The 2,819-nt window shown below is 64.3% G+C and carries 4 protein-coding genes; 3 read left to right on the plus strand and 1 reads right to left on the minus strand.

The window, feature by feature from the left end:
* On the plus strand, positions 1-387 hold a 387-nt coding region (locus RMO30_RS03580; RefSeq protein ID WP_309709608.1), incomplete at its 5' end, for a site-specific integrase.
* A 99-nt stretch (positions 388-486) separates the two neighbouring features.
* Here the strand turns inward: RMO30_RS03580 and RMO30_RS03585 are convergent.
* Positions 487-1,071: an HNH endonuclease gene (locus RMO30_RS03585; RefSeq protein ID WP_397427883.1), complete on the minus strand. Its 585-nt coding sequence runs from the start codon at positions 1,069-1,071 to the stop codon at positions 487-489.
* A 632-nt stretch (positions 1,072-1,703) separates the two neighbouring features.
* Between RMO30_RS03585 and RMO30_RS03590 the strand changes: the two genes are divergently transcribed.
* Both RMO30_RS03590 and RMO30_RS03595 read left to right on the plus strand, forming a co-directional pair.
* Entirely contained in the window at positions 1,704-2,162 is a 459-nt protein-coding gene (locus RMO30_RS03590; protein ID WP_309709613.1) for a hypothetical protein, read from the plus strand.
* Entirely contained in the window at positions 2,159-2,698 is a 540-nt protein-coding gene (locus tag RMO30_RS03595) for a hypothetical protein (RefSeq protein ID WP_309709616.1), read from the plus strand. The genes RMO30_RS03590 and RMO30_RS03595 overlap by 4 nt, the downstream gene beginning before the upstream one ends.
* Positions 2,699-2,819 lie beyond the last annotated feature (121 nt).

The following is a 2,819-nucleotide window of genomic DNA, read 5'->3' on the forward strand; positions in this document are numbered from 1 at the left end:
CGCACCATCGACCTCGACCCGCGCACCGTCGCCGTGCTGAAGGCATGGCGACGTCAACAACTCGAACGGAAGATGAGCACCGGCCGTCGAGGCAACGACGAGTTCGTGTTCACCCACCCCGACGGCGGGCCGATCCACCCCGACTTCTTCTCACAGTCGTGGCAGCGGTTGGTTCGAACGAGCGTGTTCCGACGTATCCGTCTTCACGACCTACGGCACACACACGCCACGATCCTGTTGAAGGCCGGCGTCCCCGTCAAGGTCGTCAGCGAACGCCTCGGCCACTCCAGCCCGGCATTCACGATGACGGTCTACCAACACGTACTCCCAGGGATGCAGGCCGACGCGGCAGCGGCGTTCAGCGCAGCGGTGTTCGGCTTGATGTGATCGGCGATCATCCCTGCCATCATCCGCAGAAGCGACCCTGCGGGCGGCGACACCGGCACTCAATGCACGCTCCGCCTCGTCGAGTTCGTCACCGCCTGCCTAATCAAGATCCACGAAGGCCTCGAGGAAACGCGCGATCTCCATTGTGTGTGCACGGCCGAGGCCGTCGAAGAACACCGTAAACGGGTAGGTCGAGTCCGGCCGGCTCCCGTCTCCTAACGAGCACTCATCCGCCTTCGAGAACCACCGGCAGGCGTCCATCGAGCAAATGTGATCTGGATCCTGAGCCTTGACGCAGAAGTCCGGATCATCGGGCTCGACGTGGAAGCCATGGCCGCGAAGGCAAGGCCGGAACTCGAGGCGCAGCGCGGCAGAGTCGACCGCGAGTTCGGCGTCGATCGCCTGACGCTTCTCTGATGAGTCGATTCGGACGTAAACGAAACGCGCCAGCTCCAGCTCGATCTCGCGGGCAGCGACGATCATCCGGCTCAGCACCTGAGCGTGCCCGTTTGACTCGTAGTTGCGCCAGACATCACGAAATCGTTCGCGATGCTCAGGAGTCGCCGGCCGATTGCCGCGCGCCTTATTGCAGTACTCGTGCGCGGGACCGTAGTTCAGGAGGTGGTCGGGACCGCCGTCCGACGCTGGGTCCATGTGATCGAGGTTGATCTTGCTGATGGGCATGCCCACTACACCCCGGGATCCGATCAACTTCCAAACGTTGTCGTCACTCGGGTCGGGTGAGGCGCCAAGGAATCGGCCGCAGATCGCACAGCGACCATCGAAGATCTCGATGAGTGCGATCTTCGCAAGGACGCTGCTACTCGAGAGTCTCGTTGCCTCATGACCGAGGTTGCGCTCTCGTTTGCGTTTCAATCTCGTGACCGATGCCTGACTTCTCGCCGATCGCAGTGTTGACTGCAAACACCTCAGGTGCCCGATGCTGCCAACCGCGTGCGCGCTTGTCCGGCACTCCGCGTTCCGACATGGCGCAGTCGGCTGCACGCTCTCGTCTGCCACACGATCAGTATTGCTGCATCGCGACGCGCTGCCTAGAGCGCCGGACACCGAGTCGGAATGCTCGCATCGGAGGCCCGCGCGAGCGGGCCGGTCGACACTCCTCGATCGGTGACACCCTTTAGCGAGTCCGCGTTCAGCGCTTGCCTCTCACCAACGTCGGTGGTCCCGTTGTCTGACACCTACGCGCTGGAGCGCACATGGTGGGCGGCGCCGAGCAGAAGTTTTGCGATGGGCCGGACGCACAGCATGCGATTACTCGTTCATGTCGGTGTGAGACAACAAGAGAGGCTCACGACATGATTCAGATCTTCCTCCACACCACCGACGGACTCACCTTGCAGACGATCGACGAGGCGATCACGGTCGCCGAGCTCGCCGAAGCTCTCGGGGTCGACGACGCCGCCGGCTGGCTCGAAGACGCCGACGAACCGCTGGCGAGCACCACCGTCGCCGCTACGGCTGTCGGCGAAAACGGCCACCTCCACCTGACCCGCTGTCGTCGGATCGAGGTGACCATCAACTATGCCGGCAAGACCAAGACCCACGAATTCGCGCCCGGCTCGACCCTCGGCCGGGTCCGACGCTGGGCCGTCGGCGAGAACGGCTTCGACCTTCCGCAGAAGGAGCGCCCAAAGCATGAGCTCGGGCTCTGCGGGTCAGGGATCATCGCCGACCGCAACGAGCACATCGGCACCCTGGCGACCGACTGCGAGCTTTGCGTCGACCTCGCCCCGAAAGACCGATTTCAGGGATGAGCGCCGTCGAGCCCGACACTCCGCCGGACCATCGGGCGTTCGACGCTGACGCCAACAAAGCGAGCTTCCTTGCGGGGGTGCACCGCGGCGACTGGTTGATCGAGAAGGTCGCATGGCCGACAGTCGAGATCTCGATAGCGGCGAGACCTAAGCCGAGCGAGATCGAGAGGGTCGCATCGCCGACAGTCGAGATCTCGGTAGCGGCGGGGCCAAAGCCGAGCGCACCCGAACGGTACTGGCTCCGGTGCGACTTCTCGAACTACCCCGCCGACGCGCCGACCGCAACGCCATGGGACCCGGACACCGGCGCCAAGCTCGCCGCCGACAAGCGCCCCAAAGGCGATGACGCCAGCACGGTGTTTCGGTCCGACTGGGAGGACGGGCGAGCTTTGTACGCCGCCTACGACCGGATCGCGCTGACAGGCCACGCGAACTGGATGGCCGAGTGCCCACGGACTGCGTGGAACGGCACGCAGGACTTGGCTTGGTGGGTAATGCGGATCTGGGAACTTCTGAACGAGGACGACGATGTCTGAGTCTGGCAGGCCAAGAATCCGGATTCGGCGTCGCGACTGGGTCGAACTGAACGTGCAGCTCGCCGCTCGCAGCGGCGGATACCGCGAATCCGGCGCGTTCCTTCTCGGCGTCAGGCGGGGC

This window comes from Pseudolysinimonas sp., from assembly GCF_031389465.1.
In the GTDB taxonomy this organism is placed as follows: Bacteria; Actinomycetota; Actinomycetes; order Actinomycetales; family Microbacteriaceae; genus Pseudolysinimonas_A.